Origin of the sequence: Rothia sp. ZJ1223, assembly GCF_016900985.1 — a bacterium.
Taxonomy (GTDB): domain Bacteria; phylum Actinomycetota; class Actinomycetes; order Actinomycetales; family Micrococcaceae; genus Rothia.
Genome location: NZ_JAFEUT010000001.1, coordinates 118,877 through 145,356 on the forward strand (window position 1 = coordinate 118,877; position 26,480 = coordinate 145,356).

At 52.9% G+C, this 26,480-nt stretch carries 24 protein-coding genes; 19 read left to right on the top strand and 5 right to left on the bottom strand.

The window, feature by feature from the left end:
- The first annotated feature begins 55 nt into the window (after positions 1 to 55).
- Positions 56 to 1,030: a DNA polymerase III subunit delta gene (gene holA / locus JTP09_RS00545; RefSeq protein ID WP_204875855.1), complete on the top strand. Its 975-nt coding sequence runs from the start codon at positions 56 to 58 to the stop codon at positions 1,028 to 1,030.
- Positions 1,031 to 1,155: 125 nt separating this feature from the next.
- Here holA and rpsT read toward each other — a convergent pair whose 3' ends face one another.
- Both rpsT and JTP09_RS00555 read right to left on the bottom strand, forming a co-directional pair.
- On the bottom strand, positions 1,156 to 1,422 hold the full coding sequence (gene rpsT, locus JTP09_RS00550; protein ID WP_204875857.1) for a 30S ribosomal protein S20: 267 nt from the start codon (positions 1,420 to 1,422) through the stop codon (positions 1,156 to 1,158).
- A 221-nt stretch (positions 1,423 to 1,643) separates the two neighbouring features.
- Positions 1,644 to 2,213, bottom strand: a complete 570-nt coding sequence (locus JTP09_RS00555) for a type II toxin-antitoxin system PemK/MazF family toxin (protein WP_204875859.1) — start codon at positions 2,211 to 2,213, stop codon at positions 1,644 to 1,646.
- A 181-nt stretch (positions 2,214 to 2,394) separates the two neighbouring features.
- On the opposite strand from JTP09_RS00555, the gene lepA reads away from it, so the two are divergent.
- Together lepA and hemW are read left to right on the top strand one after the other, a co-directional pair.
- Positions 2,395 to 4,251, top strand: coding sequence for a translation elongation factor 4 (lepA, locus tag JTP09_RS00560; protein WP_204875860.1), 1,857 nt, complete (start codon positions 2,395 to 2,397; stop codon positions 4,249 to 4,251).
- Positions 4,248 to 5,492, top strand: a complete 1,245-nt coding sequence (gene hemW / locus JTP09_RS00565; RefSeq protein WP_370592456.1) for a radical SAM family heme chaperone HemW — start codon at positions 4,248 to 4,250, stop codon at positions 5,490 to 5,492. Before lepA ends, hemW begins: the two co-directional genes overlap by 4 nt.
- 88 nt (positions 5,493 to 5,580) lie before the next feature.
- Here hemW and JTP09_RS00570 read toward each other — a convergent pair whose 3' ends face one another.
- Both JTP09_RS00570 and JTP09_RS00575 read right to left on the bottom strand, forming a co-directional pair.
- Complete coding sequence (locus JTP09_RS00570) at positions 5,581 to 5,997, bottom strand: DUF4870 domain-containing protein (protein WP_239478536.1); 417 nt, start codon at positions 5,995 to 5,997, stop codon at positions 5,581 to 5,583.
- Positions 5,998 to 6,156: 159 nt separating this feature from the next.
- Positions 6,157 to 7,023, bottom strand: a complete 867-nt coding sequence (locus JTP09_RS00575) for a DUF3097 family protein (RefSeq protein ID WP_204875863.1) — start codon at positions 7,021 to 7,023, stop codon at positions 6,157 to 6,159.
- A gap of 179 nt (positions 7,024 to 7,202) precedes the next feature.
- Here JTP09_RS00575 and hrcA point away from each other — a divergent pair, with 179 nt between their 5' ends.
- From hrcA to JTP09_RS00635, 12 genes are all read left to right on the top strand, one after another.
- The gene (gene hrcA, locus JTP09_RS00580; RefSeq protein ID WP_204875866.1) at positions 7,203 to 8,225 is read left to right on the top strand and encodes a heat-inducible transcriptional repressor HrcA; all 1,023 of its coding nucleotides are present in this window, start codon (positions 7,203 to 7,205) and stop codon (positions 8,223 to 8,225) included.
- A 52-nt stretch (positions 8,226 to 8,277) separates the two neighbouring features.
- A complete protein-coding gene (gene dnaJ / locus JTP09_RS00585) occupies positions 8,278 to 9,405 on the top strand; it encodes a molecular chaperone DnaJ (protein ID WP_204875868.1) in 1,128 nt (375 codons plus the stop codon).
- Between the two features lie 12 nt (positions 9,406 to 9,417).
- Entirely contained in the window at positions 9,418 to 10,182 is a 765-nt protein-coding gene (locus JTP09_RS00590; protein WP_204875869.1) for a 16S rRNA (uracil(1498)-N(3))-methyltransferase, read from the top strand.
- 132 nt (positions 10,183 to 10,314) lie between these two features.
- Positions 10,315 to 11,421, top strand: a complete 1,107-nt coding sequence (locus JTP09_RS00595) for a PhoH family protein (RefSeq protein WP_370592457.1) — start codon at positions 10,315 to 10,317, stop codon at positions 11,419 to 11,421.
- A 5-nt stretch (positions 11,422 to 11,426) separates the two neighbouring features.
- A complete protein-coding gene (ybeY, locus tag JTP09_RS00600) occupies positions 11,427 to 11,933 on the top strand; it encodes an rRNA maturation RNase YbeY (protein ID WP_204875870.1) in 507 nt (168 codons plus the stop codon).
- A gap of 3 nt (positions 11,934 to 11,936) precedes the next feature.
- The gene (locus JTP09_RS00605) at positions 11,937 to 13,202 is read left to right on the top strand and encodes a hemolysin family protein (protein WP_204875871.1); all 1,266 of its coding nucleotides are present in this window, start codon (positions 11,937 to 11,939) and stop codon (positions 13,200 to 13,202) included.
- Between the two features lie 211 nt (positions 13,203 to 13,413).
- Positions 13,414 to 14,502, top strand: a complete 1,089-nt coding sequence (locus tag JTP09_RS00610; protein ID WP_204875876.1) for a GTPase Era — start codon at positions 13,414 to 13,416, stop codon at positions 14,500 to 14,502.
- A 103-nt stretch (positions 14,503 to 14,605) separates the two neighbouring features.
- Entirely contained in the window at positions 14,606 to 16,075 is a 1,470-nt protein-coding gene (locus tag JTP09_RS00615) for an LCP family protein (protein WP_204875878.1), read from the top strand.
- A 303-nt stretch (positions 16,076 to 16,378) separates the two neighbouring features.
- The gene (leuA, locus tag JTP09_RS00620) at positions 16,379 to 18,097 is read left to right on the top strand and encodes a 2-isopropylmalate synthase (RefSeq protein ID WP_239478574.1); all 1,719 of its coding nucleotides are present in this window, start codon (positions 16,379 to 16,381) and stop codon (positions 18,095 to 18,097) included.
- Between the two features lie 106 nt (positions 18,098 to 18,203).
- Entirely contained in the window at positions 18,204 to 18,980 is a 777-nt protein-coding gene (recO, locus tag JTP09_RS00625; protein WP_204875882.1) for a DNA repair protein RecO, read from the top strand.
- Positions 18,970 to 19,746, top strand: coding sequence for an isoprenyl transferase (locus tag JTP09_RS00630; RefSeq protein ID WP_204875884.1), 777 nt, complete (start codon positions 18,970 to 18,972; stop codon positions 19,744 to 19,746). Before recO ends, JTP09_RS00630 begins: the two co-directional genes overlap by 11 nt.
- 37 nt (positions 19,747 to 19,783) lie before the next feature.
- Positions 19,784 to 20,869: a quinone-dependent dihydroorotate dehydrogenase gene (locus JTP09_RS00635; RefSeq protein ID WP_204875886.1), complete on the top strand. Its 1,086-nt coding sequence runs from the start codon at positions 19,784 to 19,786 to the stop codon at positions 20,867 to 20,869.
- 74 nt (positions 20,870 to 20,943) lie between these two features.
- On the opposite strand, the gene JTP09_RS00640 is transcribed toward JTP09_RS00635, so the two are convergent.
- Positions 20,944 to 21,573: a DUF3043 domain-containing protein gene (locus JTP09_RS00640; RefSeq protein WP_204875888.1), complete on the bottom strand. Its 630-nt coding sequence runs from the start codon at positions 21,571 to 21,573 to the stop codon at positions 20,944 to 20,946.
- 56 nt (positions 21,574 to 21,629) lie between these two features.
- Here JTP09_RS00640 and JTP09_RS00645 point away from each other — a divergent pair, with 56 nt between their 5' ends.
- The 4 genes from JTP09_RS00645 (at position 21,630) to ctaD (ending at position 26,478) form a co-directional block, all read left to right on the top strand.
- The gene (locus JTP09_RS00645; protein ID WP_204875890.1) at positions 21,630 to 23,033 is read left to right on the top strand and encodes a dipeptidase; all 1,404 of its coding nucleotides are present in this window, start codon (positions 21,630 to 21,632) and stop codon (positions 23,031 to 23,033) included.
- 130 nt (positions 23,034 to 23,163) lie between these two features.
- Positions 23,164 to 23,523, top strand: a complete 360-nt coding sequence (locus JTP09_RS00650) for an iron-sulfur cluster assembly accessory protein (RefSeq protein WP_204875892.1) — start codon at positions 23,164 to 23,166, stop codon at positions 23,521 to 23,523.
- Between the two features lie 313 nt (positions 23,524 to 23,836).
- Positions 23,837 to 24,754 (top strand): cytochrome c oxidase subunit II, encoded by a 918-nt coding sequence (gene coxB / locus JTP09_RS00655; protein WP_204875894.1) that lies wholly within the window; start codon positions 23,837 to 23,839, stop codon positions 24,752 to 24,754.
- Between the two features lie 11 nt (positions 24,755 to 24,765).
- A complete protein-coding gene (ctaD, locus tag JTP09_RS00660) occupies positions 24,766 to 26,478 on the top strand; it encodes a cytochrome c oxidase subunit I (RefSeq protein ID WP_204875896.1) in 1,713 nt (570 codons plus the stop codon).
- Positions 26,479 to 26,480: the final 2 nt, after the last annotated feature.

Genomic DNA, 26,480 nt, shown 5'->3' on the forward strand with positions numbered 1-26,480 from the left:
CCTATATGCTTGGATGAGCAGAATCTGGCACGCAGCTCAAGGCGAGGAGTCTTCAATGGCACGTAGCACCGCAGCACCAACCCACGCTTGGCGTACAGTAGCACCGGCGCCCGTAGTAATGCTTTATGGCTCTGAAGAGTACTTCACGCAGAAAGCCAAAGAGAAAATCCGAGCTGACTTCCGTGCCGTCCATGACGACGTAGAAATCATTTCTCTCTCTGCCAGTACCTACACTAGCGGTCAGCTCATTGCAGAGACTAGCCCCTCACTTTTCGGTGGGGCGAAGATTGTTGAGGTTGATGGGTTAGCTTCGATGAATGATGATTTTCTGCCCGATGCGTTGAACTACTTGGCATCACCTGATCCTGAGTCGGTGGTAGTTTTCTCTCACGCAGGGGGTAACAAGGGTAAAAAACTGCTCGACACCTTCAAAAAGAGCCCTTTTCCTTTTATCGAGACCAAGCCCCTCAAAAGCGATAAAGATAAACAAGACTTTGTATTTTTTACGGTAAAAAGTGCCGGGCGCCAGATTGCCCCAGAAGCTGTACGCACCCTTGTAGCTGCAACTGGTAGCGATGTCGCTGAACTCGCCTCAGCCTGCAGGCAGCTCATCGATGATTCTGCCGGTGCTATATCCCTTGAACTTGTTGAAAAATACTACGGTGATCGTGTAGAAGTGACAGCTTTCAAGGTAGCGGATGCAGCCGTTTCGGCTCAACCTGCTCTTGCTCTCAAACTCCTGCGAAATGCTTTAGATTCAGGTGCTGAACCTATTCCGCTAGTCGGGGCTCTCGCCCTAAAAATGCGTAATATCGCCAAAGTACACGGTTCTTCAGGACGCGTGGAGGGCATGGCACCCTGGCAGGCTCAGCAAGCACAGCGTGACTCTCGAAGGTTCTCCGCCGCAGACCTTGCCCATATCTTTAGCGTGCTAGCTGATGCCGATGCAGCTCTCAAAGGAGAAGCTGCGGATTCTCTCTATCCCCTAGAAAAAGCTGTGTTAGCAATAGCTCGCGCCGGACGTTCGTGAATCTTAGATACCAGTGGCTGCGTCCCGCATAATCTTACTTGCAAACATAGGGCCCCACCTCAAGGTGGAGCCCTATGTGTTTACCACAGACCCTTTATCGGGGTACCGGGTTCATAAGCGAAAACTTATGCTGAAAGCTTGCTGACGCGAGCAGCCAAACCTGACTTCTTGTTTGCAGCGTTCTTTTTGTGAAGAACACCCTTTGAAACTGCTTTGTCGAGCTTGCGGCTTGCGTTACGAAGCGCTTCGTTCGCTGCTTCTACGTTCGCTGCCTCAACAGCCTCGTTGACCTTGCGGATGCTGGTCTTGAGGTCTGACTTGATGGTGTTGTTACGCAGGCGAGCCTTCTCGTTGGTGAGAATGCGCTTCTTCTGAGACTTGATGTTAGCCACGTTTATAAACTTTCTGTTTGTCTAATTGGTCGGTGAGGGCGACGCTGGTCGATCATCGACTGAGCGGCGTGGGGATGCCTATGGCAATCAACCAGCTGTATCCGATGACCATCGGACACACAAGTATGAACTTTACCAGAAATAAAGGTAAAGGGCTTTACGATGTGTACCACAGTTTTACCGTGTTGATAGGGCAAAGACCGGGGCGCAAGGGCAAGGGGCTAAGCAAGATTATTTAGCGCATTGATAACCGTGTTAAAGGTTGATTCGGGCATGATGGCACCTTCTCGCCGCACGGCGTCCTCGCGTACCCGAATAATTCGGTTGAGCTTAATTTCTGAGGGTCGCCCTTTCTTGTCCCAGGGGCCCGAACCAATATCAAGGTAGTTAGGGTCACGATTATAGGCGTTGGTGTTGTCTTTGCTGGTGAGCATCAGTGCCAGCAGGTATTCACCGTCTTTGCCGATAAGTAGTACCGGGCGGTCTTTGCCCTGATTGTAATCGTCTTCGTAGGGCACCCACGTCCAGACCACTTCACCGGGGTCAGGGGAGCCATCGGGAGCGGGAGAGTACTGGGGGCGAATACGTCCGCGGAAATCACCGGGGTAGATGGACGAGTCAGAGCGAGGTATCGGGGTTGAGGGCTGCTGCCGAGATGGACGTGATGCGCCGCTGTTGGCAGGGGAAGAGTCGGTGCCGAAACTTGACCCCTGAGATTTACGTTGAATCTTTTGGTATTCCCTGTAGGCACGCTGACCGAGACTAAGCAGGGTGCGAATATTAAATTTCATACCTCTCACTTTAGCGGTGGCTCGCCAACTTGATAGAGGCTGTAATACCATGCACAGCGGGTCAGATATGAATTTTTGCTAGACTGTGGTGTAAATATGCACTTTTGATTTTCTTCGTGCACTCGTTTCATCACTATTTTCGGTTTCGCGCCCACGCGCATGCGGAAAGGACTCAACCTACGTGTCACCTTTGGCGACTAACCCTCCGGTTCCGGCCTCTACAGAGCCCTCTATCATCCGTAACTTCTGCATCATTGCGCACATTGACCACGGCAAGTCCACTCTTGCTGATCGCATGTTGCAGGCAACCGGTGTGGTGACCCCCCGCGAGATGAAGGCTCAGTACCTTGACCGCATGGATATTGAACGCGAGCGCGGCATCACCATTAAGTCTCAGGCTGTTCGCATGCCCTGGGAAAAAGATGGCGTGAACTACGCACTTAATATGATTGATACCCCCGGTCACGTTGACTTCACCTATGAGGTGTCTCGTTCTCTGGCTGCGTGTGAGGGTGCCTTGTTGCTGGTCGATGCTGCCCAAGGCATTGAGGCGCAGACTCTGGCGAACCTTTATCTTGCAATGGAAAATGATTTGACCATTATTCCGGTGCTGAACAAGATTGACCTACCTGCTGCGCAGCCTGATAAGTATGCAGAAGAGTTAGCGAATTTGATTGGTGTTGAGCCTGAGGACGTATTGCGTGTTTCGGGTAAAACTGGTGAGGGCGTCACTGAGCTGCTTGACCGCATCGTTGATTTGCTGCCTGCCCCTCAAGGTAAAGAGGACGCACCTGCCCGAGCGATGATTTTTGACTCTGTTTATGACTCTTACCGCGGCGTAGTGACTTATGTTCGTGTGGTTGATGGCAGTTTGAAGCCTCGCCAGCGCATCAAGATGATGTCTACGGGTGCTGAGCACGATTTGTTGGAAATCGGTGTGATTTCGCCTGAGCCTGTGCCGACTAAGGGTCTTGGTGTGGGCGAGGTTGGTTACTTGATTACCGGTGTGAAGGATGTTCGCCAGTCGCGTGTGGGTGATACTGTCACCTCTGCTCAAAACGGTGCTGAAGAGTCTCTCGGTGGTTATGAGGATCCCAAGCCGATGGTGTTCTCAGGCTTGTTCCCGATTGATGGCTCTGATTACCCCGTGTTGCGTGATGCCCTTGATAAGCTCAAGCTCAATGACGCGGCTCTGGTTTATGAACCTGAGACTTCGGCGGCTCTGGGCTTCGGTTTCCGTGTTGGTTTCTTGGGTCTTTTGCACCTTGAGATTGTGCGTGAGCGTCTGGAGCGCGAGTTCAACCTTGACCTGATCTCCACCTCACCCAACGTTATTTACGATGTGGTTGCTGAAGACGGTACCGCTCAGCGCGTGACCAACCCCAGTGAGTTCCCTGAGGGTAAAATCGCGACCATCAAAGAACCGATGGTTGCTACCACTATTATTGCCCCCAACGAGTTCGTGGGTGCGATTATGGAGCTGTGCCAGCAGCGTCGCGGCGCAATGGGTGGTATGGACTACCTTTCGCAGGAACGCGTGGAGCTGCGCTACCGCCTGCCTCTGGCTGAAATCGTTTTTGATTTCTTCGACCAGCTCAAGTCTAAGACCCGCGGCTATGCGTCCTTGGACTGGAAGCTCGATGGCGAAGAAGAATCAGATTTGGTCAAGGTCGATATTCTCTTGCAGGGCGAAAAAGTGGATGCATTTAGCGCCATCACCCACAAGGACAAGGCTTATTCTTACGGCGTGATGATGACTGCCAAGCTGCGCGAGCTGATTCCTCGCCAGCAGTTTGAGGTGCCCATTCAGGCAGCTATTGGCTCACGTATTATTGCCCGTGAGAACATTCGCGCTATCCGCAAGGACGTTCTGTCGAAGTGCTACGGCGGCGATATTTCGCGTAAGCGTAAGCTGCTGGAAAAGCAGAAGGAAGGTAAGAAACGCATGAAGATGGTGGGACGCGTGGAGGTGCCTCAGGAGGCATTCATCGCTGCTTTATCATCTGGCGAAGAGTCAAAGGACAAGTCGAAGAAGTGACCCCTGCTCAGCCTTTGGGCATGCCTGCTCCGCTTGATGGAATGGTTCCACAGGAATCTGCTATCGGTGCGGAGCAGCGCACGTTAAGTCTCTATGTTCACGTTCCTTTTTGTTCGGTGCGCTGTGGGTACTGTGATTTCAATACCTACGCCACTGACGATTTCGGTAATGGTGTGGGGTTAGAAACCTATGCTCAGGACGCGTGTGCCGAGTTGGACTTTGCGCAGCAGGTGATGCGCTCCTCCGCCCTACCTGAGCGGAAGCTGCACACTGTTTTCTTTGGTGGTGGTACGCCAACCAAATTACCGGCTACAGACCTGGTGAAAATCTTGCAGCGCGCTGTTGAGCTTTTTGGTCTTGAAGAGGGCGCTGAGGTTACGACCGAAGCCAACCCTGATTCTGTGACTGCTGAAGACCTACAGATTTTAGCTGCCGGTGGGTTTACCAGAGTTTCATTTGGTATGCAGTCGGCGGTGCCGGAGGTTTTGCAGGTGCTTGATCGCACCCACACCCCAGCGAATGTTCCCAAGGTGGTGCAGTGGGCTAAAGATGCCGGTCTGCAGGTCTCTGTTGATCTTATTTACGGCACGCCGGGGGAGAGTCTGGAACAGTGGGAGAAGTCTGTCAAAGCCGCTATTTCTTACGCGCCCGATCATATTTCTGCCTACTCACTGATTGTTGAAGACGGAACCAAGCTCGCGGCACAGATTCGTCGTGGGGAGTATGAGATGCCCGACGATGATCTGATGGCAGATATGTACTTGCTGGCAGAGAAACATCTCACCGCTGCTGGCTACAGCTGGTACGAGGTATCGAACTATGCTTCATCGCGGGAAACCCGCAGTACCCACAACTTTGCCTACTGGAAGAACCAGGATTGGTGGGGTGTTGGGCCCGGTGCTCATTCACATCTGAATGGCACCCGATGGTGGAATGTTAAGCACCCCGTGGCTTACTCCGGTAAGATCTGCCTCGGGCAGTCCCCGGCGGCAGCCCGTGAAGTTCTCGGAGAAAAGACCAAGAACTTTGAGGACATCATGCTCATGGTGCGAACCATTGAGGGGTATTCAATCAACAAACTACAGCAGGTACACGGGCAGGCTCTGGACGCTAAACTTCAGTGGTTGCTGAACCAAGACTTAGTTGAGCCTGAAGCCTTGAAAAACGGACGCCTTGTTCTCACCCTCAATGGCAGACTGCTGGGCGATGCTGTTACTCGTGAGTTGCTCCCCGAACTATAAACAGTTCTTTTAATCAAGAAACCGCCTCTCTTCATGAAATGAAGAGAGGCGGTTTATCTATGAAAACTTGTTGGTGAAACAGATAACCCTAGCGACGAACACGAATCACATCGAAGAGGCGGGTGTTCAGTGGGTACTGGTAGGGGTTGCCGCGGTTAACACGAATACCTGCATAGAGCGACATACTCGCCAGTATAACCCACACTAGCGCTGCTACCAAACCGAAAATCCATCCAATGCCGGGAAGGCTTGATAAGAAGAATGATGCCAACGCAATAATGGTAGGCAGCAGAGTGAAGTTCAATGCCTCGCGGGCTTCCTGCTGGGCGAAAGGCGCGCGTCCTTTGTACAGGTAGTAGATAACTGCTGAGGGAATGCAACCCAGTACACCACCAAAATGGGCGAGCGTCGCTATATTTCTGTCTTCAGCAACGCTCAGTTTGCCGGCAGCTGCTGCGGTGCCATTAAACTGCGATTCGGCGGGAACCTGTGAGGTTGTTTTCAAGAATGTACTCGTTTTCATAAAAGGGTAAAGATCAAGCAGGGTGAAGCTCTGTTAGTGTCATTACAACAGGCTACGGGGTTCTTGAATATTTTAGATACTGAGCGGTAACAGGCGCAGTTTCAAACCCCACATTTACGGTAAATCTTCGAAAGATTTATGTCACACTTTCTTCACATCGTCGGTGAGAAAATCAATGAGGGATTCTACCGGTCCCAAAATACTGGGTTCTAAATCAGCGTACGAATTAACTTTTGAGAGCATGAACTTCCAGGCGTGAGCGATGTCTTCCTGCGAATCGTGGGGGAGCCCTAACCGTTTGAGCATGCCCTTTTTCCATTCTTCGCTGCGGGGCACGGTGGGCCAGCGGCTTAATCCCAGCGCCTGGGGTTTGATAGCCTGCCAGACATCAACAAAGGGGTGACCAACAATTTCCACGTTACCGCGGGCACCGGGAACGGCGAGCGCTTCGGTAACGATGCGACTTTCTTTGGTTCCGCTGATGAGGTGATCCACCAAAATACCGAGTTTACGCTGCGGCCCCGGTGCGAAACTCCTCATAGCAGCGGCAAGGTCATCAACACCGTGCAGGGGCTCTACGACAATGCCCTCCACACGTAGGTCGTGACCCCAGACTTTCTCAATCAATTCTGCATCGTGCGTACCTTCAACCCACAGACGGGACGCGCGCGCCACCTTCGCAGGCGCATTGGCAACCTCAAAGGAGCCCGAACGGGAAATCTTACGCACTGGGGCTTGTTTTTTACTCCTGGGTGCAACCACCGTGACAGGCTGCCCTTCTAGAAGAAAACCGGCGCCCAACGGGAACTTTTTAACCCGCCCGGCAGCGTCCTCTAGACCGAACACCTGCATGCCTCCGATAGTCTCAAAAGAGACAACGACCCCTACCCAGCCGCTCTCAACATCCTCTAGAAGAAGCCTAGGCGCTAGGTAGAGGGCGCGGGATGCCGTACCACGGTGTTGTTGAGATAAAGCACCCAAATCTCGGGCACCCCAGGGCTGGCTCATAGTGTCTCCTTGGTGGTTAGCGCACGTATCTACATCAGTATTCTACGCGCTACCCTTGAGCCTTGAGCGTACGAACTGGAGCGCACTGCCTCTACAGTATTAGAGTTAGTGTTAGCACTGGGCACCTAAGAGTGCTAATTTTTATCGGACTGCTGCGTAGAGAAAGGAGGATGCCCCGCATGAACCGTGAACGACATTTTCAGGTTTTACAAGCAATTATTGAGGACTACGTTCATTCGCGTGAGCCGGTTGGCTCCAAAGCCCTCATTGAGCGTCATAGTCTTGGTGTTTCAAGTGCAACTGTTCGTAACGATATGGCTCATCTTGAAGAGCAGGGGTTGATTAGTGCACCTCACGCTAGCGCCGGCAGAATCCCTACCAACGATGGCTACCGTCTTTTCGTCGACAAAATAGCCGGAGTTAGACCCCTCAACGAACCCCAGCGTCGAGCCATAGCCCAGTTTCTCGACGGGGCGACCGACATTGACCAGCTGATGGATCGAACCGTCAGGTTGCTCTCGCAACTCACCCGGCAGGTAGCTGTGATTCAGCACCCAGTAGAGGAATCGCTCACCATTAGGCATATCGACGTTATTGAGGTGGCTGATAGACAGCTCATGGTCTTGGTGGTGCTCAGCAACGCAGAAGTTCTGCAGAGGGTCTTGACGTTTGACGCAACTGACCACAATGGGCAGAGCCAACGGCAGCACATTAATAGCGCCGCAATCGCAGCTCTCTTACGTAGCACCTACCTCGGGCAACCCCTGGAACAACTAGGACGTGTCTGCCCGGCGAGCACAGGAGAAACTACTTCATACCCCGTCGCCCTCAACGACGCTCTACAACAGCTTGCAGATGAAGCGAAACCTCACCGTATGACTTTTGCCGGGACTTCTTACCTCGCCCAATCAACCCAAGATTTTCCTCACAGCATCGCCCCGATTCTCGATGCTCTAGAGGAACAGGTAGTAGTCTTAAGGTTGTTAGAGGAACTTTCCCACGATCAACGGGGATTTTCAGTTAAAATCGGTGCAGAAAGTCAGCTCGACCCACTCACCGACGCCGCCGTGGTAGCAACAGGTTACGGCTTTAACAACACCGCGAAAATAGGTATCGTGGGGCCCATTCGCATGGACTACCCCGGCAATATCACTCTGGTACGAGCGGTAGCATCTTACCTTTCCAAAACTTTGAACCACTAACTCCCACATTTTTTCTAAAAATACACAGCGATCTACAGAAAGAGAATATTTAGTGAGCAGCCATTACGACACCCTCGGCGTTTCACGCGATGCCACCGCTGAAGAGATTAAGAAGGCATACCGCACGAAAGCTCGCAAGCTGCACCCCGATATCAACCCTGGCGAAGAGGCAGCTGAAGAGTTCAAGAGGGTATCGCACGCCTATGAGGTTCTTTCTGACCCGCAGAAGCGCGATATCTATGATCGTACGGGCAACGAAAACGGCAACGCCCAGGGCTTTGGCGGCGGTGGCGGTTTCAGTGGCTTCGGTGGATTTGAAGATATTTTCAACACCTTCTTCAGCCAGCAGCCCCAGGGCCCGGCAAGCCGTACCCGCCAGGGTCAGGATGCGCTGATTAACGTCCGTATTAATTTACGTGAAGCTGTTTTCGGCATCAATAAAGAAATCACCGTTGATACAGCTGTGGTGTGTTCTCACTGTGCGGGTGAAGGAGCTGAGCCCGGTACCCACCCCGAAACTTGTGATACCTGTGCCGGTCAGGGGTACATGCAGCGTCAGGTGCAGTCAATCTTGGGTACCGTTGTTCAGCCGGTGCAGTGCCCCAGCTGTAACGGTTACGGCACCGTTATCAAGACCCCCTGTAACGAGTGCTACGGTGAGGGACGCGTGCGCGAGCGCAAGCCGCTCACTATTAAAATTCCTGCGGGTGTAGCAGACGGTACTCGTATTCGCCTAGCTGGTCAGGGTGAAGCGGGTGTGGCAGGTGGTCCTAACGGTGACCTGTACGTTGAGTTGCACGTCAACCAGGATTCAACTTTCACCCGTGAGGGCGATGATTTGCACGCCACTATGGTTATTTCGATGGCGGCAGCAGCTTTGGGTACCACTATCACCCTTGAGACCTATGATGGTCCGCAGGAAATTTTGGTTAAGCCCGGCACTCAGTCAGGTGATGTTGTCACCCTCAAGGAATTGGGCGTGAACCGTTTACGTGCGGGCGGACGCGGTAACCTCCGCGTACACCTTGAAGTTCGGATTCCCACTGACCTCACCGACCACCAGCGCGATTTGTTGCAGCAGTTCGCAGCATCGCGTAATGAAGACTTGGCAGTGAGTGAAACCGTTGAGCAGAAGCACAATAGCGGCTTCTTCTCGCGCTTCAAAGAACGCTTTCAGTAGGAGTACACCAAAATGACCGCACCCATTTTCTACCCCGATGACCTCGATGTGGGCGAGTTAGCGGTGGGCGATACCGTCACGCTGACCGGGGACGAGGGGCACCACGCTAAAAACGTCAAGCGATTGAGCGTGGGTGAAGCTATTGATATAGCTGATGGGTGCGGTACCCGCTTGGTGGGGGAAGTAGCGCAGGTTATTCCAGAAGGGCTAGCTGTTCGCATTAGGGCGATCACGCAGGAGGCTAAGGCAACTGGCATCTATCTGGTGCAAGCACTCGCCAAAAACGATCGCGATTTAATGGCGATTGAGATGGCTACAGAGCTAGGTGCGGTGGGTATCGTGCCCTGGTCAGCTGACCGCTCCATTGTGCGCTGGAAGGGTGAACGCGCGTCCAAGTCCTACGCCAAATGGCAGAAAACTGTTCAAGCGGCAGCTAAGCAGTCTCGGCGGGCACTGATTCCCACTGTCTATGACTTGCACTCGTCCAAGCAGCTTGCCCAGATGGTTGCCGAGGTTACCTCTGAGGGTGCTGCTGTGTTCATCCTTCACGAACAGGGCAATCAGCGTCTTACTGACCACCTGCGCGTTCTAGACGTCGCGCAGGTACCCGAGGTTTATGTGGTGGTCGGCCCTGAAGGTGGTATCAGCGATGCCGAGGTGGACGCGCTAGTGGCGGCAGGGGCCTCTGTCGGATTATTGGGAACAGAGGTTCTGCGTAGCTCAACCGCGGGAGCCGCTGCTCTCTCTGCACTGAATCTGTGGAGCAAAGCCTGGTAACCAAAAGTTCTTTTAAAAAACGTGAGGAGGGTGGGTGCTCACCCCGCCCTAGATATAACCTGAAAAATAACAGTCACTTTCAACCCTCTAAGGAGTTCGACTGCCAGCTGTCTACCGCTGGCGTCTTGACATATGACTACACCAACAACAGATACCTACCGTCCCATCAATGTGGCTCGTACTTTCACCTTCTCATCACGCAGTGAAATGGTGACGGTCTTGGGTGCGCACGATTCATCGCTGAAACTCATTGAGCAGCAGTTCCCGGGTATCACCATCAGACCCAAAGACCTCGATATTGTGGTTACCGGCCCAGCTGCCCTCGTAGCTACTACCGTCCGTTTGCTTTCTGAACTGCGCGTGCTAGCAAGTAGTGGCACCATCATCTCCCCGGACGTTATTCAGCGCATGCTGACTATGCTCGCTGCTGAAATGGCGAACCCTGCCTCAGCGATGAGCCAGAATATTCTGAGTTCGCGTGGTAAAAGCATCCGCCCTAAAACGGTCAATCAGAAAACCTACGTTGATGCTATTGACGCCAACACCGTAGTTTTCGGCATCGGTCCGGCTGGTACCGGTAAAACCTACCTAACGATGGCAAAGGCTGTTCAGGCATTGCAAGCGAAAGAAGTCAATCGTATTATTCTCACGCGACCGGCTGTTGAAGCTGGCGAGCGCCTGGGCTTTTTGCCCGGTACTTTGAACGACAAGATTGACCCTTACTTGCGTCCGCTCTACGATGCTTTGCACGACATGATGGATCCTGAGTCTATTCCGCGTTTGATGGAGGCAGGCACTATTGAGGTTGCTCCGCTTGCTTACATGCGCGGTCGTACGCTCAATGACGCCTTCATTATTCTCGATGAGGCTCAGAATACTACCGTGGAGCAGATGAAGATGTTCCTAACCCGTTTGGGCTTTGGCTCCAAGATGGTTATTACCGGTGACGTGACGCAGATTGATTTGCCCAATGGGCAGGCATCCGGTCTTAAGCAGGTACGTGAAATCCTGAAGAATGTAGATGATATTCACTTCTCAATTCTCGAATCTGTTGATGTAGTGCGCCACAATTTGGTCTCGGACATTGTGACTGCTTACGACCAGTGGGATGAAGATAAAACCGCAATGGAACGCAAGCGTAACCGCAAGGTCAAGCGGGCAACTATCGAAGCGGCGGCTGAGAAGTTGCTTGAGCGTTCAGGCATTGACGGTAAAGACGAAAAGCCCCGTGGGGAGTAGCGAACGTGGCAGTTGAATTTGATATCGAAGAACCCGGCGATAACGCATCGGTTGAGGTGCGCGCATCTTTTGCTGAGGTTGATACTGCTGAGCTGACTCGCTTGGTGAGCTTCGCCTTTGAGCGTCTTTACCTTTCACCCGATACTGAGCTTTCTGTCAATGTGGTGGGTGAGGACGAGATGGAGCGTATTCACCTGGAGTGGATGGATCTACCCGGCGCTACCGATGTGATGTCTTTTCCCATGGACGAGATGGTCGAGGGAATTCCTGATGAACCTAGTGAGGGAGTGCTTGGCGATATTGTGCTGTGCCCGCCGGTTGCTGCTCGTCAGGGCGCGGATGCCGGTCACAGTACTCTTGATGAGCTGTGCCTTTTGACAGTCCACGGAATTTTGCACTGCCTGGGTTACGATCACGCTACCGCTGAGGCAGAAGCTGAGATGTTCGGTATTCAGCGCAATATTCTCAGAGAGTTTTTGGGACGTGAAGCTCCCGTAGAGACGAGGCACTAAGCGGTGATACCTGTACTTCTGATACTGGGCTGTGTTCTTCTGGTCTTTTTGTGCTATGTGATGACAGCTGCGGAGTCAGCTTTTGTCTACCTTTCGCGCGCAGATGCAAAGCGTATCAAAGAATCTCCGCGTCGTACACTGACGTTGCTGCAAGAAACTGGACGGTTCATGTTTGCCGTCAGGTTCTGGCGCGTTATTTTTGAGACTGCGGCAACGGTACTTTTCTTCCTCTTTGTTGCTTATTTTGCCGGGGTTTCTTGGTTAGCGACCATCATTACCGTGCTGGTGATGAGCGCGGTGGGTTTTGTTTTCTTCAGCACTGCACCGCGTCAGTTGGGGCGCGCTAACTCTTACATGGTGTTCAGATTTTTTGGTCTGATTATCACTTTCTTTGGGGTCGTTTTGGGTCCGCTACCCGATTTGATGATTGCTTGGACCAAGCGTAGAAATCCCACCGAAGCTGAAGAAAAAGCCGGTTACTTCACGGAAGAAGAGCTGCGAGAGTTCGTTGATCGCGCTACCATCTCAGACGCTATCGAGGACGAAGAGGCACAGATGGTTCACTCTATCTTTGAGATGGATGAAACCTTTATTCGCTCCCTTATGGTGCCCCGCACCGATATGGTGACGGTTGGACTGGACGAAGATTTGCAGGACGCGCTTCATCTGATGTTGCGTTCGGGCTATTCCCGTGTGCCTGTGTTGGGCGAGACTGTTGACGATGTGCAGGGTTTGTTGTACCTCAAGGACGTTACCCAGAACTATGTGGACGCTGCAGATGGTAAGACTTTGCCTACCGTTGCTGAGGTCATGCGTGAGCCGCGCTTTGAGCCCGAGTCTAAGCGAGCTTTGGAGCTGCTACAGCAGATGCAGAGCGAATCTACACATGTCGCGATTGTGATTGACGAGTACGGTGGAACCGCAGGTCTGGTGACTTTGGAGGATCTCATCGAGGAACTCGTGGGTGAAATTGCCGATGAGTATGATAACGATAAACCCGAGGTCGTGAGGCAAGAAGATGGTACCTTCAAGATTAGCTCACGTTTGAGTATTGAAGAACTGGGGGAGACCCTCGATGTAGATCTTGAGGATGAAGAGGTCGAAACTGTGGGCGGTCTGCTGTCGAAGCACCTGGGACGTGTGCCAATCATTGGTAGTGAAGTGGTGGTCGAGGGTCTTCATATTCGCGCTATTGGCACTCAGGGCAGACGCAACCAGATTGCAACCTTGTTGGTCTGGGCAGAACCTAAACCTGCTGTGACTCCGTAAGGATTTTGGGGCTGTCTATCTTCTTGATAGGTAGCCCCTTTTCTGTGTCTGTTGGTACCTGTTGGGCGGCAGCTACTGGTTGGATGAATTATGAGGTGCTCGGCAAAGAATCACAGTGCGTGATTGCTTGGTGAGGTACCACAGGGTTCCATCACGGGGTAAAGTAAACTCCAAAGGTTTCATTTATTTTGATGTTTTATGAGGAGACGGTATGGATTTTGCTTCTTTCCCCGATGATTACAAGGCAGGTTTTGCGGTTTTCGTCGGACGCCCCAACGCAGGTAAGTCTACGTTGACGAATGCGCTGGTGGGGCAGAAAGTAGCAATCACTTCTAACCGCCCCCAGACCACCCGTCACACTATTCGCGGTATTGTACACCGGGACGCATTTCAGCTGGTTTTGGTAGACACTCCCGGTTTGCACCGTCCCCGCACTCTGCTGGGTGAGCGTCTGAATGATTTGGTGGCGCAGACTCTGGCTGAGGTTGATGTTATCGGTTTTTGCATTCCGGCTAATGAGAAAATCGGTCCCGGTGATCGTTACATCGCTACCCAGCTCGCTGCTGCGGGTAACAAGCCTATCGTGGCGATTGTAACCAAGGCAGATACCGTGAGTCAGGAAGACCTGGCGGCGCAGCTTCTTGAGGTTTCGCGTATGGGTGAGGAAATCATGAGCGCTGAGCGCGCGGTGCGTGCCGAGCGCAAACGCAAGCAGACTTCACGCAAAAAGGGTGATTTGGCTCTGCCTTTCCGTAAGGATTCAGGGCCCGCTGCTCAGCGTCGCAAAACCGGTGCAACCGCGTCCACCCCGGCAAATGATGGCAAGGGTGGCTGGGCAGATATTATTCCTGTCTCGGCAGTCAATGGCTACCAGGTGGAGCAGGTCGCTGAGCTGCTGGCATCACGGATGCCCGATTCGCCCCCGCTGTACCCGGAGGGTGAGCTGACCGATGAGCCTGAGGCAACTCTGGTGGCTGAGCTTGTACGTGAGGCATCTTTGGAGGGTGTGCGCGATGAACTGCCGCACTCTGTAGCTGTCACCGTTGAGGAAATGTCTCTGCGCGAAGGTCGCCCCGAGCACAACCCTCTGCTTGATATTCACGTCAATCTTTACGTGGAGCGTGATTCGCAGAAAGCTATTATTATCGGTAAACGTGGTTCGCGTCTGAAAGAAATTGGGGCAACCTCACGTCAAAATATCGAGGCGCTCCTGGGAACCAAAGTCTACCTCAATATTCATGTCAAGGTCGCTAAAGACTGGCAGCGAGACCCCAAGGCACTAGGCAGACTGGGCTTCTAGCCTCAGGTTCTCCCAGCTTAAGCTGACATTTAGACTAAAGGTTATGCTCCGGGGCCCTTCAATGCACCGAGCAGTATAGGTATAGAACAGGTTTTCAATTCAGATGGCTTCACACCAGGACAAAGGGTATGCAGCTGCTGGTCGCCACATGCGCCAGCAACCCCAACGTTCCCACCGATTCCGTTGGCTCGCCCTTGCAGTAGTTGCTTCTTTAGTCTTTGTGCTGGGTCTTGGCGGCTTCGTTTTTTTGCGCCTGCAGAACAACGTTCAAACCGCTGCCCTCAACCTTGGCGAGAAAACCGCTGAGCTTGAAAACGGCGCCCTTGATATTTTGGTGATTGGCTCAGATACCCGTGCTGGCGCTAACGCTGATTACGGTGATGAGTCTGACCGTCAGTCAGCGGCACGTTCAGATGTCATGATGCTAGTTCAGGTCAGCAAGGACCGCAAGCGTATTACCTCACTGTCTTTTCCTCGCGATTTGATGGTTGATATTCCGCAGTGTACCGATACTGAAACTGACACCGTCTACCCTGCCACCGAAGATACCCAGATCAATGAGTCGTTATCACGCGGTGGTCCCGGTTGTACTGTAGCCACCATTTCTAAAATTACCGGCGTCAATATTGATCACTTTATGCTGGTTGATTTTAACGCTGTGAAGTCTTTAAGCCAGGTTGTGGGCGGTGTGCAGGTGTGTGTCACCCAAGAAATTGATGACTCATACTCAGGTCTCAAACTGCCTGCGGGCATCTCAACTGTTGAGGGTGAGCAGGCACTGTCTTTCTTGCGCTCACGCCACGGTTTTGGTGATGGTTCTGATACCGGTCGCATTCAGGCACAGCAGGGCTTCATGGCTGCGCTGCTGCGTAAGGTTCAGGCTGAAGGTACACTGACCAACCCCGGTATGCTTTTGAACATCGCTGAAGCTATTACTCAAAACGTGACTGTTGATGAAGGGCTGACCAACGTGCGGACGCTGGCGGGCATGGGCGCGGTTTTTGGTCAGGTTGACCTGGGTAAGGTTGTGTTCGCTACTGTTCCGACTGAACCTTATGAACTGGATACCAATAAGCTTCAGCTTTCTACTGAAGCCTCCACCGTTTTCAAAAAGCTACGCAATGATGAGAGCCTCATCGAGCCAGCACCGGAACCCGAAGCTGCCAGTGAGGAGAAGTCAGCTGAGACTCCTGCAACCGAGGAAATCGTTTACCAGACCCTCATTGAGGTCAACGTACTCAATGCCTCTGGTGCCGATAATCGCGAAGAGCACATCGTCAAGCTCGTAGAATCCCTTGACTACTCTGCTGTTTCCGGTAGCGAAAGCGACATCGAGTACGCTGCATCCTCTATCTCTTACCCGTATGGCTTTGAGGCTGAGGCACAGCAGATCGCTGAGAAGCTGGGTATCACCGCGGTCGCTCCCTCTGGTGTAGCCACCGCTATCGAAATCATCATTGGCACTGATTTTGCAGAAGGGGATGTACTGGGGCAGAGCGCCACCGAAATCGCAGGTGGTGCCACCGGTCAGACCGCTGACCAGGTGACCTGTCAGCAGTCATTTTCCTACTAAATCTCACCCAAGGCTCCGCCCTGGGCACCTTCTTCACGAACGGTTCCGGGGTTTTATTTACCACCACCAGAGACCAAATATTGAGACAAGGCGAGAGGGGTAGGGGATAGGTAGTTGCCATCTGCTACTTTGAGAGTGTGATGACGGTTATCATGCGACGAGAGCTCCTGAGCCGCAGCGAGTTTACCCACTAGGACTGACTTCCTCGCTGCGGTGTTTGTGTGCTTTAGAGTTAGCCGTTCAACTATTCACCCCCACATCTGGAAGATTAAAACCGTGGTAAATCAGCAAAAGCCCTCACCCATGCCGGTTCATAAGTACCGCTCATTCCAAGATCAGATTGATATCTCGCTGCCTGATCGCACCTGGCCTGAAAAGGTCATTACCAAGGCGCCTCGCTGGTGCGCCGTAGATTTGCGCGATGGCAATCAGGCACTGATTGACCCCATGGATACCGAGCGCAAGCTGGCGATGTTTACTCTGCTCGTGAAGATGGGCTACAAGGAAATCGAGGTTGGCTTCCCCTCAGCCTCACAGACAGACTTCAACTTTGTGCGCACCCTCATTGAAGACGGTCACATTCCTGAAGATGTCACCATTCAGGTATTGACTCAGGCACGGGAACACCTCATTCAACGTACTTTTGAGGCTATTGACGGTGCACCACAGGCTATCGTCCATTTCTACAACTCCACTTCGATTCTCCAGCGCAAGGTTGTTTTTAAGCAGGATCAGGACGGTATTCTTGACATTGCTTTGAACGGTGCCCGCCTGTGCATGAAGTACGAGGAACAGTTGCAGAGCAATACTAAGGTGCGCTACGAGTACTCACCCGAATCGTTCACCGGTACAGAGCTCGAATTTGCTGTACGTGTATGTAACGCGGTTACCGATGAACTCAAAATCGGTGAGGGCCGGGAGGTTATTGTGAACCTACCCGCCACCGTTGAAATGGCTACCCCCAATGTTTATGCTGACTCGATTGAGTGGATGGGTCGCCACCTCACCAATCGTGAGCACATCATTATTTCTTTGCACCCCCACAATGACCGCGGCACCGGTGTTGCGGCAGCAGAGCTAGGCTACTTGGCGGGCGCTGACCGTATTGAGGGGTGCCTCTTTGGCAATGGCGAGCGCACTGGCAACGTAGATTTGGTGACTCTGGGGCTGAACCTCTACACTCAGGGCATCGACCCAGAGATTGATTTCTCGAATATTGATGAGATTCGCCGTACTGTTGAGTATGCCAACCAGCTGAAAGTCCATGAACGTTCACCCTACGGTGGCGATTTGGTCTTTACCGCTTTCTCTGGCTCGCACCAGGACGCGATTAAGAAGGGCTTTGAGGTCATGGAAGCCGACGCCGCTGAGCAGGGTGTCTCGGTTGGGGATTTGGTCTGGGCAGTACCTTACCTGCCAATTGATCCTAAGGACGTCGGACGCAGCTATGAAGCGGTTATTCGCGTTAATTCCCAGTCGGGTAAAGGTGGCGTTGCTTATCTGCTTAAGCGTGATCGCGGTATCGAGTTGCCCCGCCGCGCACAGGTCGAGTTCTCACAGATTGTGCAGAGCCGTACCGATAGCCAGGGCGGGGAGTTCAGTAGTGAAAGCCTGTGGGAGATTTTCCACGACGAGTACCTGCCTGCGCACACCGCTGAAGGGCGCTGGGGCAAGTACCGTATTGACACCATCAACATCGACTCGCAAGAGAACGGCGATACCGCCTTGCGCATCGGTTTGCTCATTGATGGGCACCGCTTTGAACGCACCGGTCACGGTAATGGTCCTATCGATGCGATGCAGCGGATCCTCTCAGCAGAGGGGGTCGATGTGCGTCTGATGGATTACTCAGAGCACACCATGGGTGCCAGCTCTAATGCTCAGGCAGCAAGCTACATTGAGGCTGCTGTGGGTAGTCGCGTGCTGTGGGGTATCGGCATCGATAATTCGACAACTCGCGCGTCTTTGAAGGCTATGATTAGTGCGGTTAACCGTGCTTTGCGCGATGAGGTTGCTGCCTAAGCTGCAGCTTTGTTAGCGAAGTGAAGGTAATAAGGGGCGAGGGATTTTTTCTTTCGCCCCTTCTGTTCTTGTGTCTCGAGAAATGTAGGCGTGAGATAATGGGGAAGTGAGTCATGCTTCAGCCCTTTCTTCTCGCTCGTACAGAGATATCGCCATTGTGTTGCGCACCCAGCAATTGGGTGAGGCGGATCGTATTATTATTGCCCTGACCCAGCAGCACGGGGTTGTTCACGCTGTGGCTAGGGGAGTTCGTCGTAGCTCCTCTAAAATTGGTGCCCGTCTTGAGCCCTTTATGGTGGTTGACCTTTCGCTGGTGAAGGGCAAAAATCTCGATACTGTTTCTCAGGTAGTAACTCGCAAAGCCTATACGGCAGCGATTATGGGGGACTACGATGCTTTTACCGTGGCATGCGTGCTATCGGAGCTCACCGAAGCCTTGACTACCTACGATATTGAGCAGCAGGTCGCTTTCTTCAATGTGTTAGCTGGTGCTTTATCTTCGCTAGCCCAAGCCAGCCACCACCCCCTTGATGTACTTAATGCTTTTGCTTTGCGTACGATGGCGTTAGCAGGGTGGAGTATTGTTCTTGATGCCTGTTCAGTGTGCGGTGCCGCAGAAAGTGCCAACTATTTTTCCCCGGAATATGGGTTTGTTGACGCAGGATGCGCTGCTTCGTTGGCTGATCGATTCTACCCGCTGAGCGATGCCGTAAAATTGTATATACGCGCAGTTTTTCAAGGACGCTGGGAACACGTAGATACCCTCACAGAGCATACCGTTCGGTCGAGGTCACTGTATCTTGTATCGCTCTACGTACGCTGGCACCTTGAAAAACCCGTAAAAACTTTGGACGCTCTAGTGAAGGACACCAATGCACGTTAAGCCCTATGCTCACCCCAGTGGTGCTACAGCTCCTGCCATTCCGCGCCAGTTCATTCCCCAGCACGTTGCGGTGGTAATGGACGGCAACGGTCGCTGGGCGAACGAGCGCGGCTTGCCCCGTAACGAGGGACATAAGGCTGGTGAAGCGGCTTTGCTGGACGTCGTGGCAGGTGCTATTGAAATGGGCATTCCCCACGTGTCTGCTTACGCTTTTTCCACAGAAAACTGGAAGCGCTCATTGGATGAGGTCAGCTTCCTCATGCGCTTTTGTACCGACGTATTAGACCGCCAGCTTGAAACCCTCAAAAGCTGGGGTGTTCGCATTCGCTGGGCAGGTAGGCGTCCTAAACTCTGGAAATCAGTGATTCGCCAGCTTGAGCAGTGCGAAGAAGAGACCAAAAATAATACGGTCTGTACCCTCACCATGTGCGTAAACTATGGCGGACGTGCCGAAATTGCGGACGCTGCTGCTGCCATCGCTCAAGATGTATTAGACGGCAAAATTAAACCTAAGAGTGTTAACGAAAAGATTTTCCAGCGCTACCTCGATGAACCTGACCTACCCGATGTAGACCTTTTTCTGCGCACCAGCGGCGAACAGCGTTTCTCAAACTTTTTGCTCTGGCAAAGTGCCTATGCAGAGATGGTCTTTATGAACGTTCTATGGCCTGACGTTGACCGTCTAACGCTCTGGGAAGCAGTCGAACAGTATGCCCAACGCGACCGCAGATACGGCGGCGCCGTCGACAAGATAGCTAAAAAGTAGCAGTATTCGCATCGAAATCAGAAACCGAGGTCAGCCCATGCGCATTTACCCCACATTTTTCAAAGTATTTTTTACTCCGATGAACCCAGAAAAAGCCCACCAGGTGGGATACTGGGGCGTTAATTTCTTACGGCAGGTGGGCGTGAGCTCAGTAGCACGGCGCTTTCTGGCTCCGCACCCCAGCCTACAGACAACTGTTATGGGTCTGACCTTTCCCTCGCCCTTTGGCGTGGCAGCCGGTTTTGATAAAAAGGGCGGAGCTATCAATGCTCTGGGCAACCTGGGTTTCGGTCATATTGAGATTGGTACCGTGACCGGTCAAGCTCAGCCGGGAAATCCCAAGCCTCGTCTCTTTCGGTTAGTTGACGATAAAGCTGTTATCAACCGCATGGGCTTTAACAATGACGGGGCCGCATCGGTTGGTCCGCGACTAGCAGCCGCACGCGCTGATTTTGACCACGACTACGGTCAGAGCGTTCGCCCCATCATGGGCGTCAATATCGGCAAAACCAAGGTGGTTGAACTTGAGGACGCAATTGAAGACTACCTCATGAGCACCCGCACCCTAGCACCGCAGGCTGACTACCTGGTGGTTAATGTTAGCTCACCCAACACCCCTGGCTTGCGCGATCTCCAGGCGGTGGAAACTCTTAAGCCTCTGCTGGAGGCAGTGCGCGCTGAAGCTGACCGCGTTGTCACCGATCGTAGGGTGCCGCTCACCGTGAAGATCGCCCCGGATCTTGCCGATGAAGACATCATCGATGTGGCGCGCATGGCTCTGGAGCTAAAGCTCGATGGAATCATCGCCACCAACACCACTATCGCCCGGAACGGTATGGGGTTGGTTTCTTCCCGCGAGAAAATTGATGCGATTGGTGCCGGTGGTCTTTCCGGTCAGCCTCTGGCTTCGCGAGCGCTTGAGGTCCTGCGCATTCTCAAGGAAGAAGTGGGGGAGCAGCTAGCTCTCATCGCGGTTGGCGGTGTAACCACCGCTCAAGATGTACAAGATCGCCTGGACGCGGGCGCGGACTTGGTGCAGGGCTACACAGCTTTTCTGTATGAGGGGCCGCTGTGGGCATACCGCATCAACCGCGGTCTCAAAGCCTTGCGTCGTAATTCCTAAACGGTAAGAGTACTATAAAAGGGCTACCACTGTGTATCAGTCGTAGCCCTTTTAGGTTATAATCCCTCAGCGAATTACTTGGGGTACTGCCCGCGGGCAACCTGAGGTTTGGGTAGACGCATGCGGCGGATCATGAGAACACGGTTCATCGTGTACATTGCTGAGCCCGGTTCAACGTCACCGAACTTCTCCACAAGACGTGCCTTAATCTTGCGCCATACCAACCAGGTATCAAATGCCCAGAGCAAGATAAGACCCCACATAATTATGGTGGTTTCTAGCTGATATTGACCCAAGAAAAGTGACGCCAAGAAGAAAATGAGCAGAGCGATAATGACGAAGTCGCCAACGTTCCAGCGCGCGTCTACATAATCGCGAATGAAACGGCGCTGGGGACCGCGATCACGTAGCGGCAGGTAACGTTCTTCGCCCGTGCGTAGAGCTTCTTGCTCCCGCAGGCGGTGTTCACGTGCCTGCTGACGTTGCGCTTCTTTTGCTGCTTTGCGGTCATCAGGAACCAGTGGCTGTTTACGGGCAGCCTGTTGCTGCTTACGCGAGGGGGTGGGGCGTCCCTTAGGCGGGGTTGTCTTCTTTGAGTTCTCGGTAACTGCCTGCTGCTCACCGTTGTCAGTAGCTGCAGTAGAGGTTGCTACCGACCCGTGAGTGGCGGGGGATTTCTCGTTCTTTTTATTTCGTCCTAACACCCTATAAGAATATCGAAGATACAAGCACTATGCGTATTCGGGAGTAGGCTTGTTCTATGAATATCTCACCAGAATTTCAGTTTCGTGCCAAAGATACTCTCGAAGCAGAGGTCCGTAGCAATTTTGAACACACTCTACAGCGTTTGACAGAGCTAGTTGTTATTCCGTCAGTTGCGTGGGAAGCCTACGATTTATCGCAGGTGGAACGTAGCGCTGAAAAAGTAAAAGAACTAGCATTCGCGGTGGGTTTCGAGCAGGTTGAAATCCTGACCGCTACCTACGGTCCTGAAAATACAGCCGGTATGCCTGCCGTTGTTGCACGCAAAGAAGCGGCACCGGGGCATCCCACCATTTTGCTCTATGCCCACCACGACGTTCAACCGGTGGGAAATCTCAAAGAGTGGCAAACCGCCCCCTTCGTCGCCACCCGTAAGGGCGATCGCTTGTTCGGACGCGGCGCTGCCGATGACAAGGCAGGCGTCTTAGCCCACCTTGCAGCTTTTGAAGCTACCCGTACGGTACTGGGTGATGACTTCAAGGCTGGCGTAACCCTTTTTATCGAGGGCGAAGAAGAAGCGGGATCACCCAGCTTTACTAATTTTTTGAACACTTACCGCGATAAGTTAGCAGCAGACGTCATTATCGTTGCTGATTCGTCAAACTGGCAGGTGGGCGTACCTGCTCTCACCACTAGCTTGCGAGGAGTTGCTAGCGGCACGATTTCTGTCAGGGTCGCAGACCACAATGTTCATTCCGGGGTCTTTGGAGGCCCCCTCCTTGATGCCCACACTGTGATGGTGCGTACCCTGGCATCACTTCACAACTCTCAAGGTTCAGTTGCAGTTGAAGGTTTAATTCATGCACCTGAACCTGAGGTTGAATACCTTGAAGCTAACTTCAGGGCAGACTCTGGCATTCTAGACTCGGTTGAACTTGCTGGAACCGGTAGCATTGCATCTCGCCTATGGGCGCAGCCAGCTATTTCAATCATTGGTATGGATGTACCCAGCGTCGAGACAGCTTCTAACACTATTGCTGCTACCTCGCGCGCAAAAATCAGCGTGCGATTGGCACCCGGATCAGACCCTGCGCAAGCTCATGCCGCTCTCGAAAATCACCTGAAGAATCTTGACGTGATGGGGGCAAAGGTTACTTACACCGCAGACGATTCCGGTCAGCCATTTAGCACCGACACATCCTCTGCCGGGGCACAGCTGGCACTCGCCGCCTTCAAAGAATCATGGCAGGTCGACCCCGTCACCACCGGTTTGGGAGGCTCAATCCCATTCATTGCCGATCTCACCGAGGTTTTCCCCGGCGCAGATATTCTCATCACGGGCATCGAAGATCCTGATACTCGAGCACATAGTGCCAACGAATCGCTGTACCTCCCCGATTTTGAGAAAGCAATACTTGCTGAGGCGCTCATGCTGGCAGAACTCAGCGCATCTGCCCAGTAAAGACGCGCCGCGGAAGAATTTTTATTTCTGGCGGAATAGACCGATAACTTTTAGAGTTATAGGTGACAGAAAAACTATGAGAACTCTGACCAACCGCACCGGCTGGTCTAGCTACGAAAGGGTTTATCCCATGACTACTGAAGCGCTTGCAACCGAGATGCCCACTCACGGAGTTAATCTCACCGACGTTGCCGCAGGTAAGGTACGCGCATTGCTGGAACAGGAAGGACGCACCGACCTGCGTCTGCGCGTAGCCGTTCAGCCCGGTGGCTGCTCAGGTCTGATTTACCAGCTCTACTTTGATGAGCGCGTACTCGACGGTGATGCCGTCCGCGACTATGACGGCGTTGAAGTTATTGTTGACCGCATGAGCGTTCCCTACCTCGATGGTTCAACTATCGACTTTGAGGACACTATCCAGAAGCAGGGGTTCTCTATTGATAATCCCAATGCTCAGGGTTCATGTGCCTGCGGTGACTCCTTCAACTAAGCCTTGAACGGGTAGTTATCACCTGCACGAGTCATTCCATCAAAAAGCTGGCTACTGTGTACCCCGGTAGCCAGCTTTTTTGTGTCCCAGAGGCCGTCCTCAGTGGTTCTAGACACCAGTGCGAGGGCTTGGAATGCAGATCATCACGACACACAGATGAAATACTTCGCACAACACACTGCAATAAGTGACAGGTTGTCACCACAACACGCCAAGAACGGGTAAGCTCGTGTATGAAAGTTTTTTCTTGGGTAAACACTGTCCACACACGGTATCCAAGGATTTCACGCACACCAAAAAGGAAGGGCCGACTGTGAGTTCGCAGCATCGAACCAGCAGCCGCAAGCACAAGGGGCTGAAGGTTTCAGCATTAACCCTGGCTTCCGCTTTGTTTCTGACAGCATGTTCAGATCAGGCAAAGGTGGGTTGGCTACCCACCAAACGCGGTGTGACCGACAATGCCGACACCATCATGGATCTTTGGATTGGTTCATGGGTGGCAGCACTGGTAGTAGGCCTTATTACTTGGGGTCTGATGCTCTGGTGCTTCATCGCCTACCGTCGTCGCAAGAATGAAGTCGGTTACCCCCGCCAGCTCGCGTATCACGCACCGCTGGAAATTTTCTACACCATTGCGCCGGTCATCATGATCGTCAGCCTCTTCAGCTTCTCCGATAGCGCAGAACGCGCAATCACCGCTCCCAAGGCTGACAACGCAGACGTTACCGTAGAGGTATACGGCAAGCAGTGGGCATGGGACTTCAACTACATCAACGAGGGCGTTTACTTCTCCGGTGTTCAGGCTCGCCTGAGCACACAGGATAACCCCCAAGGTCCGCAGATGGCTGAAGAAGACATGGTTTACGGTAAAGACGGGATTTCAGCAACCCTTCCCACTCTTTACCTCCCTGTTAACTCCACCGTTGATCTGCAGCTCAAGACCCGCGACGTTATTCACTCCTTCTGGGTTCCCGCTTTCTTGGAAAAGCGCGACACCTTGCCCGGTCAGACCAACCACATGTACTTCACCACCGGTGAAGAGCCTGCAACCTATGCAGGTAAGTGTGCAGAGCTCTGCGGCGAGTACCACTCAGAAATGCTCTTTAACGTTAAGGTCGTTTCTCAGGAAGACTACGACGCTTACATCCAGTCGCTTGAGGACATGGAAAACGTAGGTCGACTCGGTGATGAGTACAACCGCAATCCCAACCTCAACGAGATTAAGAAATAAGGGGTGAAAAAATGTCTACTTTTGAATATTCAACCGAAGGTACAGGTTCAGTAGCCCCTCGCGTGGTTCCCAAGTCAAAAGGTCGAATCATCGTTAACTGGTTGACCTCAACCGACCACAAGACCATCGGTTACATGTACCTCATCTCAGCGTTCATCTTCTTCTGCTTTGGCGGTCTGATGGCCTTGCTGATGCGCCTGGAGCTCTTTGCTCCCGGCATGCAGTTCCTTGAGACCAAGGAAATGTTCAACCAGCTCTTCACCATGCACGGCACCTTGATGTTGCTAATGTTCGGTACTCCTTTGTTTACCGCATTCGCTAACATCCTGGTTCCTTTACAGATTGGTGCGCCTGACGTGGCTTTCCCTCGTCTGAACTCACTGGCTTTCTGGTTCTTCCTCTTCGGCTCATTCGTAGCAATCGCAGGCTTCATTACCCCTCAGGGTGCAGCATCCTTCGGTTGGTTCGCGTATGCACCGCTGAACAGCGCTACCTATAGCCCCTCAGTCGGCGGTGACCTCTGGGTCTTCGGTCTGGCGCTTCAGGGCTTCGGCACCATCATGGGTGGCGTCAACTTCTTGACCACCATCCTCTGCCTGCGTGCCCCCGGTATGACCATGTGGCGTATGCCCGTGTTCACCTGGACCACCCTGATCACCGCAATCCTGATCATCATGATTTTCCCGCCGCTGGCATCTGCTTTGTTTGCTCTGGGTATGGATCGTCGTCTGGGCGGTCACATCTTTGACCCCGAAAACGGTGGCGCAGTTCTCTGGCAGCACCTCTTCTGGTTCTTCGGTCACCCCGAGGTTTACGTTCTGGCACTGCCCTTCTTCGGCATCGTCTCAGAGATTATCCCGGTATTCTCACGTAAGCCCATCTTCGGTTACAAGGGTCTGATCTTCGCGACGATTTCGATTGCAGCGCTATCGGTTACCGTGTGGGCACACCACATGTACGTCACCGGTGCGGTCATGCTTCCCTTCTTCTCCTTCATGACCATGATGATTGGTGTTCCCACCGGTGTGAAGTTCTTCAACTGGATCGGCACCATGTGGCAGGGGTCAATCACCTTTGAAACCCCCTTGCTCTGGGTTATCGGCTTCTTGATTACCTTCCTCTTCGGTGGTTTGACCGGTATTATCTTGGCAACCCCGCCGCTGGACTTTCACCTGTCTGACTCATACTTCGTGGTAGCACACTTCCACTACGTCATCTTCGGCACCATCGTGTTCGGTATGTTCGCGGGTCTCTATTTCTGGTGGCCCAAGTTCACCGGCAAGATGCTGAACGAAAAGATCGGTAAGATTCACTTCTGGTTGCTCTTCATCGGCTTCCACACCACCTTCCTTGTACAGCACTGGTTGGGCGTTGACGGTATGCCCCGTCGTTACGCAGACTACCTGCGCGAAGACGGCTTTACCTGGATGAACCAGATGTCAACCGTGGGTTCAATGATCCTGGCAGTCTCCATGATTCCTTGGTTCTGGAACGTCTACTCAACCAGCCGCCACGGCAAGAAGGTTGAAGTAGATGACCCCTGGGGCTTCGGTGGCTCACTGGAATGGGCAACTTCATGCCCCCCTCCGCGCCACAACTTCACTGCTCTTCCCCGCATCCGCTCCGAGCGTCCTGCGTTGGATCTGCACCACCCCGAGCTGTCCACTAACCACGATGTTGCAGCAGCGGCACGCCGCGCAGCAACTGACAGCGTAAGGAGCTAATC